This window comes from Amycolatopsis keratiniphila (assembly GCF_000400635.2).
Classification (GTDB): Bacteria; Actinomycetota; Actinomycetes; order Mycobacteriales; family Pseudonocardiaceae; genus Amycolatopsis; species Amycolatopsis keratiniphila.
This window is the reverse complement of the sequence record NC_021252.1, coordinates 7,620,127-7,646,437: the sequence shown is the minus strand read 5'-3', so window position 1 is coordinate 7,646,437 and position 26,311 is coordinate 7,620,127. Positions and strand designations below refer to the sequence as shown.

The following is a 26,311-nucleotide window of genomic DNA, read 5'->3' as shown; positions in this document are numbered from 1 at the left end:
TCGCGCGAGGATAACCGAGAGTCGTCCTACTAAGGTCGGTGCTCTCCGGCTTCCGTTCCCGACACCCTATAAAGGAAAGCGCGCCGTGTTCGAATTAGTCTTCAAGCCGTGATCTCAGACCGGCCCAAATTGCTCCTGGTGCACGCCCATCCGGACGACGAAAGCATCACCACCGGTGGCACCATCGCGCGTTACGCGGCCGAAGGCGCCGAAGTGACCGTCGTCACGTGCACTCTCGGTGAGGAAGGCGAGATCATCCCGCCGTCCCTCGACGGTCTCGGTTCGTGGGCTTCCGATCAGCTCGGCGGCTACCGCGCGGGCGAGCTCGCGTCGGCCTGCGCGGCGCTGGGCGTCACCCGGCACCGGTATCTCGGCGGCATCGGCCGCTGGCGCGATTCCGGGATGGCCGGGACGCCGTCCGCGGCCCATCCGCGCGCGTTCTCCGGTGGCGACCTCGACGAGCAGGCTGCTCAGCTCGCCGAGATCCTCGACGAGGTGCGGCCCCAGGTCGTCGTCACCTATGACGCCTTCGGGGGTTACGGGCACCCCGACCACATCCGCGCGCACGAGGTCACCATGGCCGCGGCGCCGAAGGCCGCGTCGGTCGAGCGGGTATTCCACACCGTTTCTTCGCGTGACGCCGTCACGGCCGGGCTCGCCGCGCTGCGGGGACGCTCGACGTTCCGGGTTCCCGAAGACGGCGAACTGCCGGTGACGCCGGACGAGACCATCACGACCGTCCTGGACGTCGGCGCGTACATCCCGGCGAAGGCGGCCGCGCTGCGGGCGCACGAGACCCAGGTGAGCGTGCCGGCGCTGCCGCATCTCGCCGACCACTTCGCGCTGAGCAACGACGTCGCGCAGCCGATCACCCCGAACGAGTACTTCGTGCTCGCCCACGGACCGGCCGAAGGTGCCGCGGCCGATCTGTTCGGGGGACTCGCGAAGTGAGTGAGCCGCTCACGTCGCGGCAGCGCCTGCTGCTCGTCTTGCTGACCTTCGACGCGTTTCTGCTCGGCCTGCTCGAACTCTTCTTCCTGCCGCTCCGCCTCGACGGGATCGTGCTGCCGAAGCTCGGGGACGCGCCGCTGCCGGTGACCGTCGTGCTCGCGGTGCTCACGACCCCGCTCCTGGTGCGGACGACCGCGAAAGTGGTGCGGCCCTCCTTTTCGGTGATTCCGCTGCTCGTCTGGGTACTAGTCGTACTCGGAATGGGTGCGACCGGACCCGGAGGTGATCTGGTGCTGATACAGGACTGGCGGGCCTTGCTGCTGATCGGTGGCGGGGCGTTGCCGGGAGCACTGGCGCTGGGTGGCGGTCTGGGAAGGCCTGCGAAGGGAGTCAGCGGTGGGTGAAGCGATTTCGGACCGCCAGGTGGTGGCCGTGCTGCGGCCGTTCGTCCGCGCCTGCGGGCCGATGGTCGACGCGCTGCGGGACGCGGATCCGTTCGGATTGCAGGCCAGGGGCCGCCGCCACGAGGATCTGGACGGCGTCGAACCCGGCTTGAAGGACAAGCTGCTCAACGGGATCACCTCGGTCAAGGTGCCCGGCACCGCGGCGTGGGCCGAGATGTCGAACTACCAGCGGACCGACTGGTGGGTGAACCGGGTCGGCCGGTTCACCGCGCTGATCACCGCGATCCCCGGCCTCGGCGGCGCGCTCGCCGACCGGCTACCCGTGCAGGACGCGCTCGGCTCGGCGGCGCAGGGGGTGCTGCTGTGCGCGATCGCGGGGGAGTACGGCGTGACCGACGTCGGCGCCCGTGTCCGGCTGATCGCGTGGGTGCTTTTCGAACGCGACATCGACCCGGTGGTCGCGGCGGGCAAACACGCCGAACACGACAAGGCCGCCGAAGACGACGAAGCGGCGAAGCTCACCGAAGAACTCGACGACGCGAAGAAGAAGCACGGCAAGATCACCCTGAAGGCCGCCGCCGGCACGTTGTGGCGGCTCGGCCGGGGACTGCTGGGCATCGTCGAAGAACTGGAGAAGCGGCCGCGCGGCCGTCTTTTCCACCGTGCGCTCGGGAAGCTGCCGGTGGTCGGGATGGCGGGCGACTACCTCGGCGAGCGGTCCGGTCTCAAACGCGTCTGGAAGCGGGCGCACGAATGGTTCACCGAGCACCCCGACGGCGAGCTCACTTCCAGAACATGAACGCGTCCTGGCCGTACATGGCCGCGAGCTTGAACCCGCCGACGGTGTCGAAGACCGCGAAGGACCCCTGCCACAGCAACGAGCTGGCCCCGGGTACGAGGAACAGCACGGCGAACAGCACGATCGGCGCCCACGGCCGGGCTTTCGCGCCGAACTCGCGCGCGCCGGGCGAAAGGTAGGGCTCGATCGCGCCCCAGCCGTCGAGGCCGGGGATCGGCAGGATGTTCAGGATGAACGTGACGATCTGAAGCAGCGCCAGGAACGAAAGCCCGATCACGAGACCGGACGACATCGGCACGAGCGCGACGACGAGGGTCAGCAGGACACCGACGCCGAGGTTGCTCAGCGGGCCGGCGAGCGAAACCCACGACTGGACTCCGCGCGACCGCAGGCGCCCGTGTTCGATCCACACCGCGCCACCCGGCAGCGGGATGCCGCCGATGAAGAGGAATACCAACGGCAGGATGATGGACAGTGCCGGATCCGTGTATTTCCGGACGTCCATGGACAGGTAACCCTTGTGGGCGACGCTGTGGTCGCCGCCGCGGAACGCCACCATCGCGTGGCCGAACTCGTGCAGCGTCAGTGACGCGACCCAGCCGCCGGCGACGAGCAGGACGACGCCGATGATGATGAGCGGGTCGTACTTCTGGCTGGAAATCGTCGTCGTGTCACCGAAAGCCGCCAGTACACCGCCCAGGACGGTGACCGCGAGGATGCCGAGGAAGATCGGGCTTGGCCGCACTGCTGATCTCTGCACCCCTCCAGTCTTCCGTATGCCCGATGTGAAGTTGTCGGCGTGTCCCCTTGCGCGATGAGGCGTGAGTATCCCCCGAACTCGCTACTCGGCTTGACCTGACCGCACTACACGGGTGTAATCACAGTGATGTCATTCGTCGCTGGAAGGGGGCGGCGGATGGTGTTTCAACACCGCCAGCCTGGGGAGTGCGTGGACAGCGAGGAGGCGGACGTGCGGTTGGAAGCAGATGGAAGGGAATGGGGGCAAGTCGTGGGTTGGGGTGAGGTCCCGGAGCAGCAACTGGGCGATCTCACCGAGCTTTTCGACGATGCCTCCGCGGAAGAGCAGGACTGGCAGGAACGGGCCCTCTGCGCGCAGACGGACCCGGAGGCGTTCTTCCCCGAGAAGGGCGGCTCCACCCGTGAAGCCAAGCGGATCTGCCTCGGTTGCGAGGTCAAGGACGAGTGCCTCGAGTACGCCCTCGCGCATGACGAGCGGTTCGGTATTTGGGGCGGGCTCTCCGAACGTGAGCGTAGGAAACTGAAAAAGCGAGCTGTGTGACGGCGATCTCCGGCGGCCTCGTGCGCCGGAGATCGCTTCCGTTCGCATCCACCCAGTGGGGCCACCAACGGGTGACAGGGTCGCGTCGTAGGGTGGCGGCACTCGACTTCGCCGCCACATCTGGAGTGCCCGTTGTCTCGCACTGCCGCGTCATCTGTGCCGCGCACGGCCCCCGTTCTGGCCATTGTGGTCTGTCACAACGGCGAGAACTGGTTGCCACTGGCGCTTTCCGCGCTGCGGCGCAGCGGTGTCCGGCCGCGGCACGTACTCGCCGTCGACACCGGATCCACCGACGGCACGGCGAAGATCCTCGCCGACGCGGCGGCCGACCGCGAAGCGCCGGTCTTGGATGGGATTCTCACACTTTCCGGTGACGTCGGCTTCGGTGCCGCGGTGGGCGAGGCCGTCGAGCACGCCGTCGAACGCTGGGGCGACCCCGGCGGTTGGCTCTGGCTGCTGCACGACGACTGCGCGCCGGAACCCGGGTGTCTCGAAAACCTGTTGGCAGCGGCCGAAAACGAGCCCGCCGCGACGGTGCTCGGCCCGCTCGCGGTCGACTGGAGCGACCCGCGCCTGATCGTCGAAGCCGGTTTGTCGACCGACGCGATCGGCCATCGGCAGCAGATCTCACCGGATGAGAACGACACCGCCGTACTCGCCGTGCCGAGCGCGGGATCGCTGGTGCGCCGGGAAGTCTGGCACGACCTCGGTGGCTACGACCCCGGCTTTCCCTTGCTGCGCGAGGATCTCGACTTCGGCTGGCGGGCCAACGCCGCGGGCGGCCGCGTGCTTTCGGTGCCGTCGGCCCGGCTGCGGCACGCCCGCGCGCTCAGCACCGGACAGCGTGAACCGGACGCCCTCGGCCTTCCCCTCGCCACGGCGAACCGCGCGCACGGGCTCCGGGTGTTCCTCGTCAATTGCCCGCCACTGTCCTTTTGGTTCGGACTTTTTCGAATCCCGGTCTTCGCGGTGCTGCGGGCGCTCGCGTTCCTGTTGCTTCGGCGCACCGGCGAGGCGGGTGCGGAACTCGCGGCCACCTGGCATCTGCTGCGCGGTCACGGCGGACTCCGCGCGGCCCGGGCGGAACGCCGGAAGACCGGACGGCCCGGCAAGGTCGGCGGCCTGTTCACCGGACGGATGACGCGGGTGCGCAACGCCGTGCGCGCCGGTGTCGTCGGCCTCGTGCGGCGTGGCGTGGAACGGGATTTCGCCCTCGGGACGGTGCCGGAGGGTGTGGATCAGGAGGGGGCCTGGATCCCGCCGGAGGCGTTGAAGGCGGGGCAAGATCGTCCGGTCGGTCCCGGTGCGCTGCCCGCGGGGGCGTTGCGTGGCGTCGGCTCACGCGGGACGGGGCTGCGGCGGCCCAGCGCGGTCGTCGCGGTCGCGGTTCCCGAAAAGCCCGTGGCGGAGGGGCCGAAACCGTCGCCGGTACCGAGGGACGGCGGACGTCGGCCGGAACCGGAACTCGTGTTCGTCGAGGTCGACCGGAAGCGGGTGCTCGGCGCGACCGTGTTCGCCCCGCCGGTGCTCATGCTCGTCGTGCTGACGGCGCTCGCGTTCGTGGTCAACGGCTCCCGGCTCGGGCTTGACCTCTTCGGCGGGAAACTGCTGCCGGTCGGCGGGCTCGGCGAGATCTGGTCGTCGTATCTCGCGCCGTGGCACGCGATCGCCGGCGGGACGGCGAGTCCCGCGCCCGCGACGCTGCCGGTGCTGGGCACGATCGGCGCGATCTTCACACCGATCGGTGGTCCCGCGGCGCTGGTCGCGATCCTGCTGATCGGTGACATCCCTCTCGCCGCCCTGAGCGCGTACGTGGCCACTCGGCACCTTCGCGTGCGTCGCTGGGTGCGTGCCGTCGCTGCGGCGGCGTACGGCGTGCTTCCCGCGGCCACGGCTTCGGTCGCGCAGGGACGGCTCGACGTCGTCGTCGTGCATCTGCTGCTGCCGCTGGTGATCGCGGGCATCGTGGGGCTGCTGGTCCGCGCGGACTCGCGCTGGCTGCACGTTTCCGCGCTGAGCGCGATCGGGCTGGCGCTGATCGGCGCCTTCTCTCCGCTGGCGCACGCGCTGGCGCTGGTCGGGCTGGTGATCGGGTTCGTGGTGCTGCCTTCGCCGACCGGGCTCGCGCGGCGGATCGCGTCGGTCGGCATCGTGGTGTTCCTGCCGCTGGCGTTGCTGCTGCCGTGGCCGAGTGTGCTGCTGAGGCATCCGGAGCTGCTGCTGCACGGGCTCGGCGGTGGTGCCACGGCCGCGTCCGGCGCCGATCTCGCCGGGCTGGACCCGGGCGGTCCCGGCGCCTGGCCGATCGGGGTGGCGCTGGTCGCGGCCGCGATCGTCGCGCTGGTGGTGCGGCCGACGAAGGGCGCGGGCGGCGGTGTCGCGGTCGTCGTGCTGGGTGCGCTCGGGCTCGTCGCGGTGCGGTTCGTGGCGGTGACGCCAATGTCGGGCGGCGCGCACGCGACCGGGTACGCCGGGGTGCCGCTGCTGGTGATCGGCGCGGGACTGCTGTGGACGGTGCTGGCGACCTGGCAGCGGGGCGGTTCCGGGATCGATCCCGCGCCGTGGCTGGCGAAGGTCACGGCCGTGGCGGGAGTGCTCGTGCTGCTGGCGCTGGCGACCGGCGCGGTCGTCGCCGGACGGGAAGGGCCCCTGCGGGCGGGCGAACGTCCCTCGCTGGCGCCGGAGATCTCGGCGGAACTGGCTTCGAGTGGCCGTTCGGTGCTGGTGATCGGTGACCTCGCGCGGCAGACCGGTGGGCGGTTGCCGAGTTTCGGCGACGACGAATTCGCGCCGACGCCGGGCAGCGCCGATCGGCTGGCTTCGTGGCGGCGGGACCTCCTGCAAGGCTCGCCGGACGCGGTGAAGCAGGCCTTCGCGGCCGCTTTGGCGTCGGGCGTGTCGTATGTCGTGCTGCCGAGCGGCGCGGATGGCGGCGCCTTCGTCGAACTCGCGCGAGACCTGGTGGTTTCGGCGGCGCCGACCTCGGACGGGCGTCCGGTGCTGCGGTTGCTGCCCGCCGGCGGGCAGGTGGCGCTGATCTCGCCGGAACTGGCGCAGGCCGCCGTGACCGGGAAGGGCGCGCCGGGCGCGTCACCCGGGGTGGCGCCGGTGCAGGCCGGGCTGCCGGACGTGCGGGTGCGCGTCTCGGAAGGCCCGACCGGACGGCTGCTCGTGCTGGCCGCGGAGTTCGAGGCGGGCTGGCAGGCGAGCGTGGACGGCAAGGCCGTGCCGATCGTGCGGGCTTGGGGGCACCAGGTGGCGGTCTCGGTGCCGCCCACGCCTTCGGAGGTCGTGGTGGAGCATCAGGGGACGACGCGGAACCTGCTGCTGCTGGCGCAGGTGGCGGCTGTGCTGTTCACGCTGCTTACGGCTGTTCCTACGCGGCGTCGGGCTTCGGTTTCTTGAGGTTCGGTGTGGCTTGGCTTGGTGCGGTGCGGGTGTCCTGAAGGCCCCCTTTGAGACGCTCAACGTCTCAAAGGGGGCCTTCAGGACAGCTCGACCCGCTGCATGGGCGCAGGGTGCCCCAATGTGGCATTGGGGTCACTCAGCGTCCCCAATGCCACATTGGGGGCGCCCTGCCTCCGCCCCGCCTCCGGGTGCGCCACGGCTCAGGGTTCCCAATGTCGCATTTGAGACGCTGAGCGACCCCAATGCGACATTGGGAACCCTCCGGAGCCACCGGCCCCAGCCTCGTGCCCTTGAGTTGTCCACAACCCTTTCCCCTTGTGGACAACTTCGCCCTCCGGCCCCGTTTCCGCAGGTCCCGTCGGTCCCTCCCGATACACTGGGCTGGGGACGCCCCCCGGGGAAGGGCGGGGGCTGGGCAGGGGTTATTCGCCTTCGATGACGTCGGGTTCGACGCCCAGGTAGCCCGCGACCTGTTCCACGAGGACGTCGTGGACGAGTTCCGCGAGTTCGCCGGGGTCCTTCGCGCGCGCTTCGAGGGGGCGGCGGTAGAGGACGATCCGGGCGCGCGTCGGGAGGCCGGCGCGGTCGACGCCGGCGGGCACGAGCCGCGAAAGCGGGACGGCGCCGTCGTGCAGCACCCCGTCCACTCCGGCCGGTGCGCCATCCGAGCGAACTTCGGGAACGTCGTCGACGGCGACGTCGAGCTTCGTCAGCTCGTGCCGCCACCGCGCTTCGATCGGTTCGAGCGCGTCCAAAACCAGCGCGTCGAACCTTTCCGCCCTGCTAGCGGCGGCGGGAAGGGTCGACGGATACAGCGCTCCGCGCAGGCCCCGGCCGTGCCGGTCCCGTCGCATCCGCCGTCGCTGTCGGGAATCACGAGCCGTCGCCACGCACCGAAGGGTACGCGCTCGGCGATTCAAAGCGCGTGTCGCCGCCTACGCCGGGCTCGCGACGCGCTATCGTTCTCGATCGTGCGGAGCGTACGAAAGTGTTCGCGAACGGGTTGTCTCGAACCCGCTGTCGCCACGCTCACGTATGCCTACAGCGATTCGACAGCCGTAGTGGGCCCACTGGCCACCGCGAGCGAGCCGCACTCCTATGACCTCTGCGAGGCCCACGCCCTCCGGCTGACCGTGCCCAAGGGCTGGGAAGTCGTCCGGCACGAAGGCGCCTTCGCCGCCCCGGATCCCTCCGCCGACGAGCTGACCGCGCTGGCCGAGGCCGTGCGCGAAGCCGGTCGCTCCGACAAGCCCGCACCCGAGCCCGAACCCGAGGGGCCCTCGGGTAGGCGCGGCCACCTGCGCGTCCTGCCCGGCCGCGCCTGACGCGAGGGCTCGCCGGTAGGCTTTCGAGCGCGCCAGAGGGCGTTGTAACGAGACTATTGGCGGGGAGCAGGCGTGCCAGACCTTTCGGGCATCGTGAAGGCCTACGACATTCGCGGCGTGGTCGGTGAGCAGCTGGACGCGGCACTCGTCCGCGACCTCGGATCGGCGTTCGCCCTGTTGATCAAGCCGGAGTCCGACTCCGTGGTGATCGGCCACGACATGCGCGACTCCTCGCCCGAGCTGGCCGCCGCCTTCGCCGACGGCGTGACCTCGCAGGGCCTCGACGTGGTGTCGATCGGCCTCGCCAGCACCGACCAGCTGTACTTCGCGTCCGGCTCGCTCAACCTGCCCGGCGCCATGTTCACCGCCAGCCACAACCCGGCGAAGTACAACGGCATCAAGCTGTGCCGCTCCGGCGCCGCCCCCGTCGGCCAGGACTCCGGTCTCGCGGAGATCCGCGACACCGTCGAGCAGGGCGTGCCCGCCTTCGAGGGTCAGCGCGGTTCGGTGACCGAGAAGGACGTCCTCGCGGACTACGCGGCGTACCTGCGCAAGCTCGTCGACCTCTCGGGCAGCCGCCCGCTGAAGGTCGTCGTCGACGCCGGCAACGGCATGGGCGGCTACACCGTCCCCACGGTCTTCGCGGGCCTGCCCATCGAGGTCGTCCCGATGTACTTCGAACTCGACGGCAACTTCCCGAACCACGAGGCCAACCCGCTCGACCCGAAGAACATCGTCGACCTCCAGGCGAAGGTGCGCGAGGAAGGCGCCGACGCGGGCCTCGCCTTCGACGGCGACGCGGACCGTTGCTTCGTCGTCGACGAGCGCGGCGAGCCCGTCTCGCCCAGCGCCATCACCGCCCTGGTCGCCGTCCGCGAGCTGGAGAAGGAGCCGGGCGGCACCATCATCCACAACCTGATCACGTCGAAGGGCGTCCCCGAGATCGTCGCCGAGCACGGCGGCAAGCCGGTGCGCACCCGGGTCGGGCACTCGTTCATCAAGGCCGAGATGGCCAAGACCGGCGCGATCTTCGGCGGCGAGCACTCCGCGCACTACTACTTCCGCGACTTCTGGCGCGCCGACACCGGCATGCTGGCCGCGCTGCACGTCCTCGCCGCCCTCGGCGAGCAGGCGGGCCCGCTGTCCGAGCTGACGGCGGAGTACTCGCGCTACGCGGCCTCCGGTGAGATCAACTCGACCGTCGACGACCAGGTCGCCCGCATGATGGCGGTCAAGGACGCCTTCGGCGCGCGTGACGGCGTCGAGATCGACGAACTGGACGGGCTCACCGTGCAGCTCCCCGGCGGTGGCTGGTTCAACCTGCGCCCGTCCAACACCGAACCGCTGCTCCGCCTGAACGTCGAGGCCGCCGACGCCGAGGCCGTCCGGGCGCTGACCGAAGACGTATTGGCGATCGTCCGTGGGTAACGAATGTGTCGTGAAAACACACATAGAGATGTCCCACAGGTAGGGAGTAAGCATGGCCGTCACGTTCGACGCACAGTTGCTGGAGATCCTGGCCTGCCCGTCCCCCGATCACGCGCCGCTGCGGCCGGGGACGGCGGCCGATCCCGAGGCCGACGCACTGACCTGCACGGAATGCGGTCGCGTGTATCCGGTCCGTGATGGAATCCCGGTACTGTTGCTGGACGAAGCCACCGAGCCGACGACCCCGGATGGCGCCCATGCCGACGGTCCCTGACGATTCCCTGCTCGACGATCCCGCGAGGCTGGCCGAGGCCGACACCGCGGGGCTTCTCCGTGCCGCCGCGATGGCGGGCGCCCAGGTGCGGGCGACCGCCGAAGCCGCGGCCGAACTCGAGCTGAGCGATCGCCTGGACGTCGGGCGCCCGCGCTCGCTCGTGCTGATCGACCGGCCGGGCGTGAGCCGGACGCTGACCCGGCTGGTCGCCGCGCTCCTGACCCCGTCGTGCCCGGTGCCGGTGGTCGTCGCCGAGGTGGTGCCGAGCTGGATCGGCGCGCTCGACGTGGTCTTCGCGCACACCGACGACGCGGGTGATCGCGAGCTGGCCGCGTCCCTCGAACGCGCCGCCCGGTTCGGCGCGACCGTCGTGCTGTCCGCGCCCGCCGAAGGCCCGGTCGCGGCCTCCGTCGCGGGCAAGGGGCTGCTGCTCGCGCCAAGGCTCCCGGTGCCGCCTGAGATGGCCTTCCCGCGTGGGCTCGCCGCCGCCCTGCTCACCGCGAACGCCCTCGGCCTGCTGGTGGCCGACCTGGAGCAGCTCGCGGACCACCTCGACGCGGAAGCCGAGAAGGATTACCTGGCCAGGGAGTCGTTCGCGAACCCGGCCAAGGCGATGGCGCTGAAGCTGGCCGAGCGCCAGCCGCTGCTGTGGGGGCTGGACCCGGTCGCGGTCGCCGTCGGCGAGCACGCGGCCCACGCGTTCGCCGCGCACGCCGCCGTCGTCTGTGACGTGGAGGACTACCGCCAGGCACTGGCCAGGCCCGCCTTGCGGCGGGCGGCGTTGTCCGGCGGCGTGGATCGCGATATCTTCGCGGACCCTGAGGAGGGGGCGGGCGCGACGCCGAGGGTGCTGCTCCTCTCGGTCCGGACCGGGCCCGCCGCGGAAGCGGCCCGCTATCAGGCGGAAGACCTGCTGCCCGGCGGCGACGTGATCGCCCCGGCCGAAGAGATCGAAACGGACGAGATCGTGCGTGCGGCCGTTCTCGCCCTGCGTTTCGAGCTGGCCGCGGTCTACCTGGGGCTGGCCGTCGGCAGCATCGGCGGCGCCGGGAGGTACACGCCCGCAACGGCGTGAGTCCCGAGCGCGACATAAGCAATGAGGGCCGGCACCACCCGTGCCCGGCGAGGAGTTGAGGTGACAGTGGAGCTGCTGCGCAATGCCGTGCGGCCCTACGCGTGGGGGTCCAGGACGACGATCCCCGAGCTGCTGGGGCGTCCGGTGCCGGCGCCGCATCCGGAGGCGGAACTGTGGATGGGCGCCCACCCCGGCGACCCGTCCCACGTCATCGGCCCGGACGGCACCGAGCGGAGCCTGCTGGAGCTCGTCGAAGCCGATCCGGTCGGCCAGCTCGGCACGACGTGTGCCGGCCGCTGGGGCGGCAGGCTGCCGTTCCTGCTGAAGATCCTCGCCGCCGAAGAGCCGCTTTCGATGCAGGCGCACCCGTCAGCCGCGCAGGCGGCGGAGGGGTACGCACGTGAGGAGTCGGCGGGGATCCCGCGCGACGCCTCGAACCGCAACTACCCGGACCCGACGGCCAAACCGGAACTGGTCTGCGCGCTGACGGAGTTCCACGCGCTGGCGGGCTTCCGCGACCCGGAACGCACGATCGCGCTGCTGAAGGCGATCGAGACGCCCGGGCTGGCGAAGTACGCGGTGCTACTGGAGGCCCAGCCGGATCCGGCCGGGCTGCGCGCGCTGTTCACCACCTGGATCACGCTGCCGCAGGCCGCGCTCGACGAGCTGCTGCCCGAGGTCCTCGATTCGTGTGTGAAGCACGTCCAGGAACGCGGCGAGTTCGACGTCGAATGCCGGACCATCCTGGAGCTCGGCGAAGCGCATCCGCGCGACGCGGGGGTGCTCGCGGCGCTGCTGCTCAACCGGCTCACCCTCAGCGCGGGCGAGGCGATCTACCTGCCGGCCGGCAACCTGCACCTGTACCTGCACGGCACCGCCGTCGAGATCCTGGCGAACTCGGACAACATCCTGCGCTGCGGGCTGACCCCGAAGCACGTCGACGTGCCGGAGCTGCTGCGCGTCGTCGACTTCGCGTGCGGGGAGATGCCGGTCCAGAGCGGAGAGCGCGAGGAACGCCTGTCGGTGTACCGCACCGACGCGCCGGAGTTCGAGCTGTCGCGGATCGAATGGGAAGCCGGGGACGACGGCGAGGTCGCCGTCCACGACGTCGGGCCGCAGATCCTGCTGTGCACCGCCGGTGGCCTGCTGGTGACGGCCGACGACGGCGAGCAGGTCGAACTCCGCCGCGGCCAGTCGGTGTGGCTCCCGGCCGCCGACCCGGCGGTCCGCGTGCGGCCGCTGTCCGGTGAGCGCACCCAGGTGTTCCGCGCCACCGCCGGCACCTGCTGATCCTCCTCCCGCGTTTCGTCCTCTGAATGCGGGCTTGGCCGAAGTGTGTGCGTTCCGTGTGGCGGGTTCCGCGACTATCGACCGAAGGGGTGACCCGGCGCTTGGCGTCGGCTCGTCCCGGACATCGACAGCCAAGGAGCGACAGCAGTGACTTCCCATCCCGGCGCGGCGAGCGGACGTGCTTTCCGGGCGCCGGTTCCCGTGCGCCCTGCCGTCCTGCTCGCCGCGCTCGGATTCGCCGTCGTGACCGCGCTCGTCCCGGTCGTCGACCTGGTTCTCCCGGTGCCGAGCGGCCAGGACCTGATCGGCTCGGCGCAGGCGATGGCGGGGCTCGCCGGTGACGCGATCGAGTCGGTCAAGGCCGCGGGGAGCGGCCTGCACGAGCTCGCCGCGGGCGCGGAGAGCAGGCTGAACCTCCCGCTGGTCGTGCTCGTCGCGCTCGGCGCGCAGGTGCTGCTCACCGCCGCGCTGGTGGTGACGGGCACCCAGCCCGTCCGCGTGATGCTGACCGTCGCCGGGCTGATCACCATGTTCGCGGTCTCGCGACTCGGGGCCGCCTCCCCGCCGGTGTGGGACGCCATGGCCAACGGCGTCCTGGCGATCGCGCTGGCCTGGTTCTCCACCGGACGGCGGGGATCGCGGCTCGCCGCCTGGTGAAGTGCAGGTGACTTCCGGGTGGTGCCCGTCTGAGGGGTCGGGCACCACTCGGTCAGGCCGGGGCGGGTTCGGTGAGCGACAACAGCAACCGGACGAGGGTCGAAGCGTTGGCGTCGTGGGGGACTTCCAATCGCTTCGCCTCTTCACCCGCCGCCTCGGCCGCTTCTGTTTCCCCGACGGCCTCGTACGCCCTGCGCAGCACGTGCAGGGTGAGGCCCGTCGCCGGTTTCCCGCCCATGGCACGGAATTCGTCGAGACATCGGCGCAGCACGGGGATCGCGCGGTCGGCCCGGCCGTCGCCGATCCAGCTCGCCGCGATCGCGCGGGTGCAGGAAAGCTCTCTCGGCCGTTCTTCGAGTGCTCCGGCCAGCCGCCGCGCGTTCTCGTAGGCCTTCACCGCGCCGTCGCGCCGCCCGGCGCCGGCGAGGATCGCGCCCTGGGTGCGCAAAGACTTCGCCAGCGCCGATTTCGCCGTCGTCCGGCGAAGGACGCGGACCGATTCCTCGATCGTCGCCAAGGCCTCCTCCTGGCGGCCGTCGAGCATCAGCGACCACGAAAGCCCTTGCAGGGCAACGCCGAGTTGCCGGTCGTCGGCCGATTCCCGTGCCTGGGCGAGGATCCGGCGATCGATTTCCAGCGCTTCGGAGATCTTGCCCAACCGGTGCAGGGCGGCGGATTCCGCTCGTCTCGCATGGGTCCCGGAATCCTCCACAGTGGACATTTCGCGCGCCTGGGTGGCGGCGTGCAACGATTCCCCGGCCCGGCCGAGCCCGACCAGGCAGTGCGCCAGATTGGTCTCCACCCACGCCCGGGTGGCGAGGTCACCCAGCTCCGCCAATTCCTTCGAGCAGGCGCGATAGCCCTCGGCCGCGCGTTCGTACTCGCCGCGGACATGCAGCAGCACCGCCAGATTCGCCTCCGCGATGACGGCGATGCGCCGGTCGCCCGCCTCGCGGGCGGCGTCGCGCAAGGTCTCGTATGCCGTCCGCATGTCGGTGTAATGACTGTGCAAATACAGGTACGCGCTCAGTCTTTCCAGTATCCGCAAGGCTTTCCGCCGCCAGCCCACGGCGCACAGCGACGAGACGGCGGAAACCAGGTTCGCCCGCTCCACGGAGAACCAGGTGCCGGGATCACGCAGCAGCCGCTCGACCAGCTCGGCCTCCAGCGGCTGGGCGGGGACATCGTGATCCGACAACGGCATCGGCACCGTCCTCGGCAGGCGGCGGGCCGCCGTGTCGGCGAGGCACAGCGCCGCGTCCGACACCTTCGCGACGGTGGCCACCCGCTCGTCGCGGGTCTCCAGCTCCCGGCCGAGCTCCGTGGCGAACACGCGGACGAGGTCGTGCACGCGGAACCGCTGCTCGCCCGTCGGGTCGAGGCCGGTGGCTTCGAGCAGGCTGGCCTCGACGAGTTCGTCGATGGCCTCGTCGGCGCCTTCGTCATCGATCAGCGTCGTCACCGCCCACGCGGGCAGGTCGAGGGTGCGGCAGCGGCCGATCAGCCGGAACGCGCGCCGCGCCGCCGGGCTCAGCGCCCGATAGCTCAACGCGATGCTGCCGCGGACCTGGAGATCGCTGACCTGGAGCTCGTCGAGGCGCGAGACCTCGTCCTCCAGCCGCCCGGCGAGCTTCCCGAGCGGCAGTCCCGGCCGCATCGCGAGCCTGCTGCCCGCGATCCGCAACGCCAGGGGGAGATTGCCGCAGGCCTTGGCGATTCGTTCCGCGTCCGCGCGTTCGGCGCCCACGCGGTCCGGCCCGGCGAGGCGGGCGAGCAGGGTCATCGCCTCGGCCCCGGACAGCGGCGCGAGGGGGAGACGATCCGCCCCGGCGAGCCCGGAAAGCCTTCGCCTGCTGGTGATCAGGACGGCGGTGCCCGGCGTGCCCGGCAGCAGCGCGCGGACCTGCTCGGGGCTCGCGGCGTCGTCGAGCACCACGAGGACCCGGCGATCGGCGAGACGGCCTCGATAGACCGCCGCCCTGGCTTCGACGTCGTCCGGGATGGCGGGCCCGGTGACACCCAGCGCGCGCAACAGATCGCCGAGGACGTCGGAGAGGTCGCGCGGATCGGAGGCGCCGGCCAGCGGGACGAACAGCTGTCCGTCCGGAAAGGACCGGCGGAGCCTGTGCGCGGTGGCGACCGCGAGGGTGGATTTGCCCGCGCCCGGCTCGCCGGTGATCACCGCGACCGGGACGCCCGTGCCGTCGCCGAGCAGCCCGGAGAGCTTCGCGATCTCGCTCTCGCGGCCCGCGAGATCGGCGATGTCCGGCGGTAGCTGGCAGATCGGGAAGATCGGCGCGGTTTTGGCCGAGGGCACCGGATCCTCGCCGCGCAGCACCGCGGCGTGCACCCGGCGGACCTCGGCCCCCGGTTCCACGCCGAGCTCCTCGACGAGGGTGGCGCGCAGATCGCGGTGGACGGCGAGTGAATCGGCCTGCCGTCCGGCGCGGTGCAACGCGATCATCAGCTGCGCGGCCAGCCGCTCGCGCAACGGATGCTCGGTGATCATCGCCTGGAGCTCGCCGGTGAGCTCGCCGTGCCTGCCGTCGGACAGTTCGGCGTCGACACAGTCTTCGAAGGCGGCGAGGCGCTCCGACTCGAGCCGGGCGACGTCGGCGTCGAGCCGGGGGATGTGCAGTCCGGAAAGGACCGGCCCGCGCCATTCCGCCAGCGCCCGGCGGTAGTGCCCGGCTGCCGTCGCCGGATCACCCGCCCGCGCCGCCGCCTTCCCGGCCGCGGCGGCTTCGCGGAAGGACAGCAGATCGAGGTCGGCGGGCTCGACGACCAGCCGGTAGCCATGCGGATCCCGCTGGATCTCCAGCCCCTCGAACCGGGCCCGCAGGCGCGAGACGTACGTGTGCAGATTCGACGAATACGACTTCGGCGGAGTATCCGGCCAGAGCGTCTCGACCAGGGCATCGACCGGGACGGAGGAGTTCGCGTTCAGCAGCAGGACGGCCAGCAGGGCACGCTGATGATCGCCGCGCGGCGTCGTGCGCCGCCCGGGCGGATCCTCGATCGTCAACGGTCCGAGCACGCCGAATCGCGGCACGGGCACCTCCCCAGGTCATGAGAGGGGCGAGACTAGCGAGGGGTCCCGACAATTCTGTGACCTGTCCCGCCCGCCGTGTACCGGCTCATCTGCACTGCTAGCCTTCGAACCCGGCATATCGGGACACCATTGGGGAGTTGCACGTGTCTGCAGGTGGCGGAACCAAGGCGATCATCGCCGCGCTCGTGGCGAACGCCGGAATCGCGGCCGCGAAGTTCACCGGCTTCCTCATCACGGGGTCGTCCTCGATGCTGGCCGAGTCCGTGCACTCGCTCGCGGACACCTCGAACCAGGGCCTGCTGCTGCTCGGCCAGAAGACCTCGCAGCGCAAGGCGACCCGCACCCACCCGTTCGGCTTCGGGCGGGACCGGTACTTCTACTCGTTCATCGTCGCGCTGATGCTGTTCAGCCTCGGCTCGGTGTTCGCGCTGTACGAGGGCATCCACAAGATCTCGCATCCCGAGGACCTGACCTCGCCGCTGGTGGCGGTCGGCATCCTCGTGGTCGCGATCGGGCTGGAGTCGTACTCCTTCTACACCGCGATCCAGGAATCGAAGAAGATCAAGGGCGACGCGGGCTGGTGGGCCTTCATCCGCCAGGCCAAGACCCCGGAACTGCCGGTGGTGCTGCTCGAAGACGCGGGCGCGCTGCTCGGCCTGATCTTCGCGCTCGCCGGTGTCGGGCTCTCGGTCATCACCGGCGACCCGGTGTGGGACGGCGTCGGCACTGTGACGATCGGTGTGCTGCTCGGCATCATCGCGATCATCCTGATCATCGAGATGAAGAGCCTGCTGATCGGCGAGGGCGCCTCCGAGACCGACCTCGACGTGATCGTCGACGAACTCGCCGCGGGCAAGGTCGAGCGGGTCATCCACATCCGGACGCTGTACATCGGGCCGGACGAGATGCTGGTGGCCGCGAAGCTCGCGCTGGTGCCGGGGCTGGAGACCGCCGAGATCGCGCAAGCCATCGACGACGCCGAAGCGCGTGTGCGGGCGAAGGTGCCGACGGCGAAGCTGATCTATCTGGAGCCGGACCTGGACCGCGCGCTGGCCTGACCCGGTCCCGGCTCGCTTCACGGATGTCATGAAAGGGTCGTTCAGGACATTTTTCGTCCTGAACGACCCTTTCATGACATCCGGGCCAGGCGGGGCGCGACCGCCATCCGGAGCAACTGTCCGCACTCCGCCGATTACCGCCGCGACCTCTGGGTACCTCGTTGCTCTCCCACCGCGCTGCCGTCACGACCGGGCGATAGGGTCCCTTGAACCGCAGTCAGGTGTAGGAGGTCAAGGGTGCCCGGAAACGGTCTGTGGCGTACGAAATCCATCGAGCAGTCCATCGCGGACACCGACGAACCGGGGACCAAGCTCAGGCGGAACCTGAGCGCGTGGGACCTGACCGTCTTCGGCGTCGCCGTCGTCATCGGTGCCGGTATCTTCACCCTCACCGCGCGCACGGCCGGCGACTACGCCGGTCCGTCGGTGTCGCTCTCGTTCGTCTTCGCCGCCATCGCCTGTGCGCTGGCGGCTCTCTGTTACGCGGAATTCGCGTCGACCGTCCCGGTGGCCGGGAGCGCGTACACGTTCTCCTACGCCACGTTCGGCGAGTTCATGGCGTGGATCATCGGCTGGGACCTCATCCTGGAACTGGCGGTCGGCGCGGCCGCGGTGTCGAAGGGCTGGTCCGCCTATCTCGAAACCGTGCTCTCCTACATCTTCGGCAAGGGCACGAAGACGACGTTCGAGATCGGCGGTGTCCCCGTCGACTGGGGCGCCCTGATCGTGGTGCTGGTGCTGGCGACTTTGCTCGCCCTCGGCACGAAGCTGTCTTCGCGGTTCTCGATGGTGATCACCGGGATCAAGGTCGCGGTGGTGCTGTTCGTGATCGTGCTCGGCATCTTCTACATCAAGGGCTCCAACTACAGCCCGTTCATCCCGGAGGCCCAGAGCGGCGCCGAGACGGGGGCCACGGGGGTCGACCAGTCGCTGTTCTCGGTGTTCGCGGGCAGCAGCAGTAGCTCGTTCGGTGTCTTCGGCCTGCTGGCCGCGGCGTCGCTGGTGTTCTTCGCGTTCATCGGGTTCGACATCGTCGCGACCACCGCGGAGGAGACCCGCAACCCGCAGAAGGCCGTGCCCCGCGGCATCTTCGGCTCGCTCGCCATCGTCACGGTGCTCTACGTCGCCGTGTCGCTCGTGGTCGTCGGCATGGTGAACTACAAGGAACTCGCCACCTCGGCGGGTGATGGCGGCAAGAAGACGCTCGCGTCCGCGTTCGCGGCCAACGGCGTCGACTGGGCGGCCAACATCATCTCGGTCGGTGCCCTCGCCGGTCTGACGACCGTCGTCATGGTCCTGATGCTGGGCCAGATCCGGATCATCTTCGCGATGTCGCGTGACGGCCTCATGCCGCGTTCGCTGGCGAAGACCGGTGCGAACGGCACGCCGAAGCGGGCGACCATCGTCGTCGGCGGACTGGTCGCCGTCGCCGCGACCTTCTTCCCGGCCGACAAGCTGGAAGAGATGGTCAACGTCGGCACGCTGTTCGCGTTCATCCTGGTGTCCGCGGGTGTCATGGTGCTGCGCAAGACGCGGCCGGAGCTGCCCCGCGCCTTCCGGGTGCCGTGGGTGCCGGTGGTCCCGATCCTGGCGATCCTCGCCTGCCTGTGGCTGATGCTGAACCTGACCGTTTTGACCTGGTTGCGGTTCATCGCGTGGATGGTGCTGGGTGTCCTCATCTACTTCGTCTACAGCCGTCGCCATTCGCTGCTCGGCAAGCAGAAGAAGGACGAGGCGCCGACGTCCGTTTCGGACTGATCATTCTCGTTTCGGCGGCCCACCATTCCTTTGTGGATGGTGGGCCGTTTCCGTGTCCGGTCCGTCCGGTCTCGGGGAGATAACACCTGGGGGTCCAGCTACCGCCGTAAAATCCGTGTGCGATACCGTCCGGGCCTTGCCTCCCCCTGATGGGTTAACGCGACTCCTGTGGATGTACCGCGAGTTGACCGCGTTCCCTCGGAGGTGGCACCACGCTTCGCTCGTTTGTCCCCCGATCGGTACAGGAGAGCTCCGAATGCAGATCAAGCCCAGACGGCGTGTCCGTTCCGCCGTCACCGTCGTCGCCCTCGCCGCCGTGGCCCTCGTCGGGACCGCCGGCACCGCCCTCGCGACTCGCAGCGACGACCGAGCGACCCAGGTCGTGGGCAGCAACGCCACCACCTGCGAGGGCGCGAAGGTCCCCGGCAAGCTGATTCCCACCTCGGACCTGACCTTCACCGGCGGCGACAACGAGCTGTCTCTCGACATCACCGCGGTCGCCAAGGGCGTCACCGTCACGGGGATCGTGGTCAAGGGCGGCCACGGCTACAACGTCTACGTGCCCGGCGAGAAGGGGCTGCCCGAGAACCCGCCGTGGACCAAGCTGCGTTCGCCGCTGAACAAGGGGGACCAGCAGGCGGCCATCAGCCACTGGTTCGTCTGCGGTGAGAAGAAGACGCCGACGTCCGAGCCGACGAAGCCGAGCGAGCCGACGAAGACCACCACGGCCAAGCCGCCGACGACGGCCCCGACCTCCCCGGACAAGCCGTCCCAGACGTCCGAAGCCCCGAGCACCACCGCCCCGGCCCCCGTGGTCGACGGCAACGGCGGCAACGGCGGCGGCCTCGCGGACACCGGTTTCGACAACGCCTGGCTGCTGTGGGCCGGTGGCCTGCTGGTCCTGGCCGGTGCCGGCGTCCTGGTCCTGCTGCGTGTGCGCCGCGGCAAGACCGACTGAAACTAGCTGACGCCTGAAGGCCCTCTTCCTCGCGAAGGGGGCCTTCAGCGCATCTGCGGGAAGTCCCCGAACAGCGAACCCTGCTCGCCCCAAGGGTTCTTCGGGCGGGGACGGCCGAGGCCGGCGGCCATCGCGACGGCGTTGTCCCATTCGGCGTCGACGACGTAGTCCGTGTGCTTGAGGACGCCGGGTGCCCAGCGGTGCCGTCCGGTCGGGCCGCGCATCGGGTCGGGCAGCCAGTGATCGCCGCCGAGCACCAGGACGCCCTGCTCGTCGGGTTCGGCGGCCAGCGGTCCGGTCCCGCCGCCGGGCAGGTAGCCGTCGCCCAGCAGTTTCCCGCCCATCACGCGATGCCGCCACGTCGTGACGCCGCCGCCGAAGATGTCCGTGCCGCGGCACAACGCCCGCCAGCGACCGTCGAGACCTTCGTACAGCCCGGCAAGCTGGTTCTGCGGCAGCATCGCGGGGAAGGCGCGCTGATAACCCCATTGCAGTGGTGAGCCCGCGGTCAGCAACCCGACGCGGTCACGGTCCTCCGGCGGGAGGTCGGCGATCACGCGCGCGGCCGCGAGCACGGTCAGCAGGCTGCCGAGGTTGTAGCCGGACAGCACGACCCGCGTGCCGGGGTCGGCCAGGTGTTCCTTGACGCGGTCCGCCAGTTCCGGGACGACCCGGAGCGCGTAACTCGGCGGCACGGTCGGATGGGCGGCCCGCGGCCAGAAGCACACGAGATCCGCCAGCGCGCCGAGGTGACGGCTGCGTTTGGGGGTCGTCGCGGCGGCGAACACGACACGCAACAGCCCCGCCGCCATCGCGCCGAGCGCGAACACGCCGATCGCGGAGATCGGCTTCGACCAGGCGCCCAGCGGCCCGAAACCGAAGCGCAGCACCAAGAGCACGCCGCCACCCGCCGCCATCGCGAGCGCCACGGTGAGCGCGAGATGGTGCAGATGCTTGCGTTCCCACGAGGCACGGGCCCATACCCGGGCGGCCTCCTCTTCCTGCGCCTTGCCGATCTCCATCAGTGCGACGATCTTCGGGATACCGCGGCGCAGCCGTCGCAACGGGACGGCGACCGCGAAGCCCAGCACCCCGAGCACGAGGGCGAGCGCGAGACCGGCGCCCCACAGCACGGTCACCAGGGAGTAGGTGTCGGGCAGCCGGAGATCGGTCGCGCCGACCAGCTGCCGCAGCGCGACCGCGAGCCCCGCGCCGAACCCGCCGCCGAGCAGCCCGGCCAGCGCGACGACCGGCGCCGCGGCCCAGCCGCCGAGCCAGGGCCGCAGCCGGTGCGGCAGGTGCTTCCACGCCGATCGGCCGAGCAGGGCCGCCGGGACGAGCATCAGCGCGAAGAGCACGGTGACCGTGACCATCGCCGCGCCCAGCGCTTCGACCGTCCCGTCCGCCCCGCCGAGCCCGCCGCCCGGCAGGCCCGCGGGCAGCGGTGTCCGGCGCACGACGGCGATCCCGACCAGCACGACGGCGAACGCGATCAGCCCGCCCCGGATCACCGGCCCGGCCGAGAAGCCGACCGTCGAGGCCACCAGCGCGGCGAAGACGAGGGCCAGCGCGCAGATCCAGACGATCAGGTCGAAGGTCGCGGACGGCAGCCGGAACGGCCCGCCGAGCAGCGGAAGCGCGACACAGGTCAAGGCGGCGACGGTGTGCAGCGTGCGCAGTCCCGGCGTCCGCGGCAGGTCCTGCGGTTGCAGGGGGCTCGAACTGTGCGCGCGGTGCGCCCTGTTCCGCGAACGCCAGTCCGACGAAGGGATCCGGTCGAGCACGAAGATCAGCACCAGCAACGGCAGCACGCCGATCGCCGTTCGCAGCGGCGCGAAATCGCGCAGGAACGACGGCGCTCCTTCGAGACAGGTCGAGCCCGGCGCGAGACACTGCGCGGCGAAGAGGTCGAGTGAGACCACCGCGAGCTGGCTGATCAGCAACATCGTCAACAGCAGCGAGGCCACCCGAAGCAGCCCCCGGCAGGCTCCGCCGAGCAGCGCCGCGGACCGCCTGCCCTCCGGGACCGGCGGCAGCATCCAGTGCGCGACGTTCGCCAGCGAGAACGGGAACAGCAGCGCCCACGTCGCCTTCGCCGCGCCCCCGGAGGTCATGCCGCTCCACAGGTAGCCTTCGAGGATGCGCGGGATCGAACGGCCGAGCGCGGGCAGCACCGGACCGGGAGCGGGGCGGCGCAGCCGGTCCGACGGCCGGATCAGCCTGCCGACGCCGTCGCCCGCGACGTCGACCACCGACGTCGAATCCAGCAGGCTTTCACCGCTCGTGCCCACTAGCCCGGGTACGCGTATTTCGACGACGCGGGTATCGGGACCCGGCATGACCACGGTGAAGCCTCCAAACCGTTCCAGTGGGGACTGAACCGACAACGGTACTGTTCAGATGTCATCCAACCTTGGAGGAAGCGCGCATATGACCCCCGAAAGCGTTGCCAAGCGGCACGACACCCGCAACGGCATCGAGTTCGCCGTCGCCGATCTCGAGGCCGCCGAGTTCGGCCGCAAGGAGATCCGCCTCGCCGAGCACGAGATGCCGGGCCTGATGGCGCTGCGCCGCGAATACGCCGAGGTGTATCCCTTGCGGGGAGCCCGCGTTTCGGGCTCGCTGCACATGACCGTACAGACCGCGGTGCTGATCGAAACCCTCGTCGCGCTGGGTGCCGAGGTGCGCTGGGCCTCCTGCAACATCTTCTCCACCCAGGACCACGCCGCCGCGGCGATAGTCGTCGGCCCGCACGGCACCCCCGAGGAACCCAAGGGTGTCCCCGTGTTCGCCTGGAAGGGCGAGTCGCTGGAGGAGTACTGGTGGTGCACCGAGCGGATGCTGACCTGGGACGGTGAAGGTCCCAACATGATCCTCGACGACGGCGGCGACGCCACCATGCTGGTGCACAAGGGAACCGAGTACGAGAAGGCCGGTGTGGTGCCCACGCCGGACGAGAACACTTCCGACGAGTTCCGCGTGTTCCTCGACCTGCTGCGGGCCTCGGTCGCGGCGGACACCGGCAAATGGACCAAGATCGGCGAAGGCGTCCGCGGGGTCACCGAGGAGACCACCACCGGCGTGCTGCGGCTCTACCAGCTCGCCGCGGCCGGTGAACTGCTGTTCCCGGCGATCAACGTGAACGACGCGGTGACCAAGTCGAAGTTCGACAACCGCTACGGCATCCGGCATTCGCTGATCGACGGCATCAACCGCGGCACCGACGTCCTCATCGGCGGCAAGGTCGCGGTGGTCTGCGGTTACGGCGACGTCGGCAAGGGCGCCGCGGAATCGCTGCGCGGCCAGGGCGCGCGGGTGATCGTCACCGAGATCGACCCGATCTGCGCGCTGCAGGCGGCGATGGACGGCTACCAGGTCAAGAAGCTGGAGAACGTCCTCGGCGAGGCCGACATCATCATCACGACCACCGGGAACAAGGACGTCGTGCTCGTCGAGCACATGGCGCGCATGAAGCACCAGGCGATCCTCGGCAACATCGGCCACTTCGACAACGAGCTCGACATGGCAGGCCTCCAGCGCTACCCGGGCATCCGGCGCGTCAACATCAAGCCGCAGGTCGACGAGTGGGTGTTCCCGGACGGCAAGAGCATCATCGTGCTGTCGGAGGGCCGCCTGCTGAACCTGGGCAACGCGACCGGGCACCCGTCGTTCGTGATGTCGAACAGCTTCTCCAACCAGGTGATCGCGCAGATCGAGCTGTTCACCAAGCACGAGGAGTACGACAAGGAGGTCTTCCGCCTCCCGAAGAAGCTCGACGAGAAGGTCGCGAAGATCCACCTCGACGCGCTCGGCGGTGAGCTCACGAAGCTGACCAAGGAGCAGGCGGAGTACATCGACGTGGACGTCGAAGGTCCGTTCAAGACCGACCACTACCGGTACTGACCGCTGCAATGAAAGGTCCTTTCCTTGCAAAATTTGCAAGGAAAGGACCTTTCATTGCACGAGAGTGCTACTGCCACTCCACCTCGATGCCGGCCAGCCCCGGCCCGGCGTCGCTGAAGAAACCGCTGGTCACCCCGCCCATGTCGAGCGGCAGCTCCTCGGACTCGACGGGAACGGCGTCGTCACGCGTCCGGAATTGCCGGGTGCACCGGGCGGGCAGCGCGCCGAGCGCGAACTTCAGCTGCACCAGGTAGCTGGCGCACTGGTCCCGCAGCATCCGGAAGTAGCCGGGCGAAGCGGTGCCGGAGTCGTCGCGGACCTCGAAGCAGAACACGTGGATCTCGCCCTCGGCGAGCTTCCGGTCGAAGAGCAGCTCGGTGGCCATCGTCTCGGCCTCGGCGTTGCGCCGGATCCGGCCGACGCGGCAGCCCTCGGCGGTGATCAGCTCGACGTCCCCGATGTTGCAGCCCGGGTCGCCGTTGTAGACGGTGACGTACCGGTCCGGTCCGTGCCGCCGGGCCCGGCACACCAGCCGGGTCTGAAGACCGACCTGCCGGTGCGCGGCGTCGAAGGTGATCGTGTCGTGCACCGCGAGCATCTCGAGGTCGGCGTTGTACCGGTTGGAAGACGGGTACGCGCCGAGTTCGGCCAGCAGCTGGTCGACGATCGAGCCCATGTCGCCGGACCGGATGTCGTGGAACGACGCGGCCATCTGGTGCCCGCGCGCCCGCGCCGTCCGCGGCCCGATCAGCACGACCAGCGCGTCCGCGGGCAGCTGCAGCACCGATTCCAGCGCGCGTACCGCCGGGAGCGCCTTGGGTACCTCCGGCTGGCGCAAGCCGCGCTGCCAGTAGCTCAACGTCGACTGTCCGATTTGGACACCGCGGAGCCCGAGGTGGGCGCGGAGCCGGGCCAGCGACAGGCCGCGATAGGCGATCGCCTGGCGGAGCGCGTGGTGGAACTCGCCGCTGCGGAGGGCCTCGACGAGTTCCTTGGGCAAGGCTTCGAGCGGTTGACGGCGTGTGCCGTCGATGATCGTCGGGGTATCCCCGTCTCGTGTCACCGCTCGTCCCTTCACCAGACCAGTGTGTGCGCTGAGCGTGAACACCGCGGAACGTTCACGTTAGCAGCGCACTGTGAACACTACGTCCCCCGTTCGGGGTTGTTGACCCCGGAAGAGTGACCGTTCCGGGGTGTGGAAACGCCCCGGAACGGTCCGTTCCGCCGAGTGCCCATCTTGCTCTCTGTGAGCCTGCTGTTCACCGTTGTGACCACATTGGTTCGCCATGGTGACCAGGAGGCCCGTCGTGCCTGTGTTCTCGAGGAGGGTTTGCGCCGCGGGCGCCGCGAGTCTCGTGGCGTGGCTGGCGATCCAGACCCCGGCGAGCGCGCTGCCCTCGGCGCCCGCCGGCCGGCACCCCATCGCCATGCAGGCGCAGCAGAAGTCCCAGTGGTGCTGGGTGGCTTCCGGCAACACCATCGCGGCACACCACGGCGTGACCGTCACCCAGAACGAATTCTGCCGGATCGCCCACGACGAGCGACGCCGGGAGTGCGCCGACAAGCCGGGAACGCTGGGCGACGTCCGCCACGCCTTCGGCAAGCTCGGCTTCTCGGCCCCGGGGAATTACGTCAAGGGCCGCATCCCCTTCGCCGCCGTCCAGGCGCAGACCGGCGACGGCAAGCCCGTCCAGACGCGGGTCGGCTGGGCCTCGGGCGGCGGCCACATGCACGTCCTCTACGGCGCCGAAGCCGGCCGGAAGTGGGTCGCGTGGGGGGATCCACTGCCCACCGGCAACCGCTACAACTGGTCGACCTACGACTTCTACTCGGCCAACAAGTCCTTCACCTGGACCCACACGCTCACCGGGATCCGGCGATGAGCGCGCGGCGGTTCCTCGGGCTCGCCGGGCTGGTCGCGGTCGCGCTGCTGATCTCCGCGCCCGGAGCGCGCGCGGACCATCTGTCGGGTGAAGATCTCGCGGCCGCGAAGGCGGCTGCCGACGACCCCACGCTCCGTGCGGAGCTCGGCCGCTTCTTCACTCAGATGGGTGGTTCGAGCCACACGCCGTCGGTCAGCGTCGTTGACGAATCCTTCCCGGTTTACGAGCTTTCGAGGGATTTCGTCGCCGGTGACGGTGCGATCGCCGGGCGGCTCGCCTATGTCGCGGTGCCGGTGAAGGCCTCCGACGGGCAGACCGCGACCGTGTGGTCGGTGCGCGGCGACGACGGCGCCTGGCGCGTCGGCAACATCGCGTCGGGCGACCGGGAGAGCGCACTGGCGCGGCGGCTGCCCGCCGGAGCGACGCTGCTCCACGAACCCCAGGTCGACGCCTGGTACGCGCTGCGCGACGGCCACGTGACGCTGCTCGACTCGGGTGCCAGCGGCTCCGCGGCCGGTGCTTCGGCCACCCTCGCGGAGTATCAGAAGACCGTCTCCGGCCGGTACGGCGACATGCTCGCGAGTTCGCCGTACGCCCAGGAGGGCAAGGCCGGCGGCTACAACGCCCAAGTGATGCCCCGCGGCGACGGCGGCCCCGCGCCCGACGCGCAGGACACCGGCTTCGTCCCGCTGCTGATCTTCGGCGGCTTGCTCCTCATCGGTGTCGCCGGCTTCTTCCTGCACTCGAAGAGGCGCGTCCCCTAGCGGACCGGTGGGCCGGACGTGAGC

22 protein-coding genes are annotated in these 26,311 nt (G+C 70.2%); 17 read left to right on the top strand and 5 right to left on the bottom strand.

Annotated features, from left to right (window positions below):
* The first annotated feature begins 108 nt into the window (after positions 1–108).
* From mshB to AORI_RS75190, 3 genes are read left to right on the top strand one after another with little or no spacing between them, the layout of a single operon-like run.
* Positions 109–951, top strand: a complete 843-nt coding sequence (gene mshB / locus AORI_RS75200; RefSeq protein ID WP_016337115.1) for an N-acetyl-1-D-myo-inositol-2-amino-2-deoxy-alpha-D-glucopyranoside deacetylase — start codon at positions 109–111, stop codon at positions 949–951.
* Positions 948–1,355, top strand: a complete 408-nt coding sequence (locus AORI_RS75195) for a hypothetical protein (protein WP_016337114.1) — start codon at positions 948–950, stop codon at positions 1,353–1,355. Before mshB ends, AORI_RS75195 begins: the two co-directional genes overlap by 4 nt.
* Positions 1,348–2,154 carry a hypothetical protein gene (locus AORI_RS75190; protein WP_016337113.1) on the top strand — a complete coding sequence of 269 codons (807 nt, stop codon included), beginning with the start codon at positions 1,348–1,350 and terminating at the stop codon, positions 2,152–2,154. The genes AORI_RS75195 and AORI_RS75190 overlap by 8 nt, the downstream gene beginning before the upstream one ends.
* Here AORI_RS75190 and AORI_RS75185 read toward each other — a convergent pair.
* Complete coding sequence (locus tag AORI_RS75185; RefSeq protein ID WP_016337112.1) at positions 2,138–2,899, bottom strand: site-2 protease family protein; 762 nt, start codon at positions 2,897–2,899, stop codon at positions 2,138–2,140. The two genes, AORI_RS75190 and AORI_RS75185, sit on opposite strands and share 17 nt — an antisense overlap.
* A gap of 171 nt (positions 2,900–3,070) precedes the next feature.
* On the opposite strand from AORI_RS75185, the gene AORI_RS75180 reads away from it, so the two are divergent.
* Together AORI_RS75180 and AORI_RS75175 are read left to right on the top strand one after the other, a co-directional pair.
* Positions 3,071–3,454: a WhiB family transcriptional regulator gene (locus tag AORI_RS75180; protein WP_007028952.1), complete on the top strand. Its 384-nt coding sequence runs from the start codon at positions 3,071–3,073 to the stop codon at positions 3,452–3,454.
* 132 nt (positions 3,455–3,586) lie between these two features.
* A complete protein-coding gene (locus tag AORI_RS75175; RefSeq protein ID WP_043848373.1) occupies positions 3,587–6,859 on the top strand; it encodes a glycosyltransferase family 2 protein in 3,273 nt (1,090 codons plus the stop codon).
* 425 nt (positions 6,860–7,284) lie between these two features.
* Here AORI_RS75175 and AORI_RS75170 read toward each other — a convergent pair whose 3' ends face one another.
* A complete protein-coding gene (locus AORI_RS75170) occupies positions 7,285–7,716 on the bottom strand; it encodes a metallopeptidase family protein (RefSeq protein ID WP_016337110.1) in 432 nt (143 codons plus the stop codon).
* 117 nt (positions 7,717–7,833) lie between these two features.
* Here AORI_RS75170 and AORI_RS75165 point away from each other — a divergent pair, with 117 nt between their 5' ends.
* The 6 genes from AORI_RS75165 to AORI_RS75140 all read left to right on the top strand — a co-directional run bounded on the left by AORI_RS75165 (position 7,834) and on the right by AORI_RS75140 (position 12,911).
* Complete coding sequence (locus tag AORI_RS75165; RefSeq protein ID WP_073848429.1) at positions 7,834–8,187, top strand: DUF3499 domain-containing protein; 354 nt, start codon at positions 7,834–7,836, stop codon at positions 8,185–8,187.
* A gap of 72 nt (positions 8,188–8,259) precedes the next feature.
* A complete protein-coding gene (locus AORI_RS75160) occupies positions 8,260–9,615 on the top strand; it encodes a phosphomannomutase/phosphoglucomutase (protein ID WP_016337109.1) in 1,356 nt (451 codons plus the stop codon).
* Between the two features lie 52 nt (positions 9,616–9,667).
* Positions 9,668–9,889, top strand: a complete 222-nt coding sequence (locus AORI_RS75155) for a Trm112 family protein (protein ID WP_016337108.1) — start codon at positions 9,668–9,670, stop codon at positions 9,887–9,889.
* Positions 9,873–10,964: a hypothetical protein gene (locus AORI_RS75150; RefSeq protein WP_043848372.1), complete on the top strand. Its 1,092-nt coding sequence runs from the start codon at positions 9,873–9,875 to the stop codon at positions 10,962–10,964. The genes AORI_RS75155 and AORI_RS75150 overlap by 17 nt, the downstream gene beginning before the upstream one ends.
* 66 nt (positions 10,965–11,030) lie before the next feature.
* Positions 11,031–12,254: a mannose-6-phosphate isomerase, class I gene (gene manA / locus AORI_RS75145; protein ID WP_016337106.1), complete on the top strand. Its 1,224-nt coding sequence runs from the start codon at positions 11,031–11,033 to the stop codon at positions 12,252–12,254.
* Positions 12,255–12,401: 147 nt separating this feature from the next.
* The gene (locus AORI_RS75140) at positions 12,402–12,911 is read left to right on the top strand and encodes a hypothetical protein (RefSeq protein ID WP_016337105.1); all 510 of its coding nucleotides are present in this window, start codon (positions 12,402–12,404) and stop codon (positions 12,909–12,911) included.
* A 52-nt stretch (positions 12,912–12,963) separates the two neighbouring features.
* Here AORI_RS75140 and AORI_RS75135 read toward each other — a convergent pair whose 3' ends face one another.
* The gene (locus AORI_RS75135; RefSeq protein WP_016337104.1) at positions 12,964–15,963 is read right to left on the bottom strand and encodes an AfsR/SARP family transcriptional regulator; all 3,000 of its coding nucleotides are present in this window, start codon (positions 15,961–15,963) and stop codon (positions 12,964–12,966) included.
* A 143-nt stretch (positions 15,964–16,106) separates the two neighbouring features.
* Between AORI_RS75135 and AORI_RS75130 the strand changes: the two genes are divergently transcribed.
* From AORI_RS75130 to AORI_RS75120, 3 genes are all read left to right on the top strand, one after another.
* Entirely contained in the window at positions 16,107–17,021 is a 915-nt protein-coding gene (locus AORI_RS75130; RefSeq protein WP_016337103.1) for a cation diffusion facilitator family transporter, read from the top strand.
* A gap of 237 nt (positions 17,022–17,258) precedes the next feature.
* Positions 17,259–18,779, top strand: a complete 1,521-nt coding sequence (locus tag AORI_RS75125; protein WP_016337102.1) for an amino acid permease — start codon at positions 17,259–17,261, stop codon at positions 18,777–18,779.
* 256 nt (positions 18,780–19,035) lie between these two features.
* Positions 19,036–19,737 (top strand): LPXTG cell wall anchor domain-containing protein, encoded by a 702-nt coding sequence (locus AORI_RS75120; protein ID WP_016337101.1) that lies wholly within the window; start codon positions 19,036–19,038, stop codon positions 19,735–19,737.
* A 44-nt stretch (positions 19,738–19,781) separates the two neighbouring features.
* Here AORI_RS75120 and AORI_RS75115 read toward each other — a convergent pair whose 3' ends face one another.
* Positions 19,782–22,076, bottom strand: a complete 2,295-nt coding sequence (locus AORI_RS75115) for a hypothetical protein (protein WP_046199861.1) — start codon at positions 22,074–22,076, stop codon at positions 19,782–19,784.
* A gap of 91 nt (positions 22,077–22,167) precedes the next feature.
* Between AORI_RS75115 and ahcY the strand changes: the two genes are divergently transcribed.
* Positions 22,168–23,640, top strand: a complete 1,473-nt coding sequence (gene ahcY, locus AORI_RS75110) for an adenosylhomocysteinase (protein WP_016337099.1) — start codon at positions 22,168–22,170, stop codon at positions 23,638–23,640.
* A gap of 67 nt (positions 23,641–23,707) precedes the next feature.
* Here the strand turns inward: ahcY and AORI_RS75105 are convergent, their stop codons facing one another.
* On the bottom strand, positions 23,708–24,703 hold the full coding sequence (locus AORI_RS75105; RefSeq protein WP_038508582.1) for a hypothetical protein: 996 nt from the start codon (positions 24,701–24,703) through the stop codon (positions 23,708–23,710).
* A gap of 250 nt (positions 24,704–24,953) precedes the next feature.
* Between AORI_RS75105 and AORI_RS75100 the strand changes: the two genes are divergently transcribed.
* Positions 24,954–25,523 (top strand): papain-like cysteine protease family protein, encoded by a 570-nt coding sequence (locus AORI_RS75100; RefSeq protein WP_016337097.1) that lies wholly within the window; start codon positions 24,954–24,956, stop codon positions 25,521–25,523.
* A complete protein-coding gene (locus AORI_RS75095) occupies positions 25,520–26,287 on the top strand; it encodes a hypothetical protein (RefSeq protein ID WP_016337096.1) in 768 nt (255 codons plus the stop codon). The genes AORI_RS75100 and AORI_RS75095 overlap by 4 nt, the downstream gene beginning before the upstream one ends.
* The last annotated feature ends 24 nt before the right edge of the window (positions 26,288–26,311 follow it).

Coding starts and splice junctions, on each gene's coding strand:
- AORI_RS75180 (WP_007028952.1), top strand. CDS start 3,071: ATGGTGTTTCAACACCGCCAGCCTGGGGAGTGCGTGGACAGCGAGGAG.
- AORI_RS75170 (WP_016337110.1), bottom strand. CDS start 7,716: ATGCGACGGGACCGGCACGGCCGGGGCCTGCGCGGAGCGCTGTATCCG.
- AORI_RS75155 (WP_016337108.1), top strand. CDS start 9,668: ATGGCCGTCACGTTCGACGCACAGTTGCTGGAGATCCTGGCCTGCCCG.
- AORI_RS75150 (WP_043848372.1), top strand. CDS start 9,873: ATGCCGACGGTCCCTGACGATTCCCTGCTCGACGATCCCGCGAGGCTG.
- AORI_RS75120 (WP_016337101.1), top strand. CDS start 19,036: ATGCAGATCAAGCCCAGACGGCGTGTCCGTTCCGCCGTCACCGTCGTC.
- AORI_RS75115 (WP_046199861.1), bottom strand. CDS start 22,076: ATGCCGGGTCCCGATACCCGCGTCGTCGAAATACGCGTACCCGGGCTA.
- ahcY (WP_016337099.1), top strand. CDS start 22,168: ATGACCCCCGAAAGCGTTGCCAAGCGGCACGACACCCGCAACGGCATC.
- AORI_RS75095 (WP_016337096.1), top strand. CDS start 25,520: ATGAGCGCGCGGCGGTTCCTCGGGCTCGCCGGGCTGGTCGCGGTCGCG.